Annotated in this window: 1 pseudogene; it reads left to right on the top strand. The window is 57.3% G+C overall.

Going from position 1 to position 307, the window contains the following annotated elements:
* Positions 1-49: 49 nt before the first annotated feature.
* A pseudogene (locus A6M21_RS08055) lies at positions 50-307 on the top strand (hypothetical protein); the annotation flags it as partial.

The raw sequence follows: 307 nt of genomic DNA, 5'->3' as shown, positions 1-307 counted from the left end.
GCCGCTCTTTATGGAAGCGGATCTGCAAAGGCAAAGCCACCAGTGAAGAGTGGAAAAACGCCAGACAGAACCGCTTTACGCCCGGGGGGACGAAACCAAGGGCGGCAACCCGAACATCAAAATAACCTATCGGGATGGCGGATTCACCCTGTCGGTAACCATCTCCCACCTGTCGGAAGAAACCGGAGTAGACAGCCTGGGCCGGCCGATAATGGGTAGAGCGCCCCGGGTAACAGGCAAACTGTGGCTACCGGAAAAGCACCGGATAAGGGTGTGGAAACTGCTGTTTAACGGAGCGCCCTTCGCC

The sequence above is a fragment of the Desulfotomaculum copahuensis genome (assembly GCF_001655685.1).
Taxonomy (GTDB): Bacteria; Bacillota; Desulfotomaculia; order Desulfotomaculales; family Desulfovirgulaceae; genus Desulfotomaculum_G; species Desulfotomaculum_G copahuensis.
The sequence above is the reverse complement of the archived record's forward strand: the minus strand, read 5'-3'. Positions and strand labels throughout refer to the sequence as shown.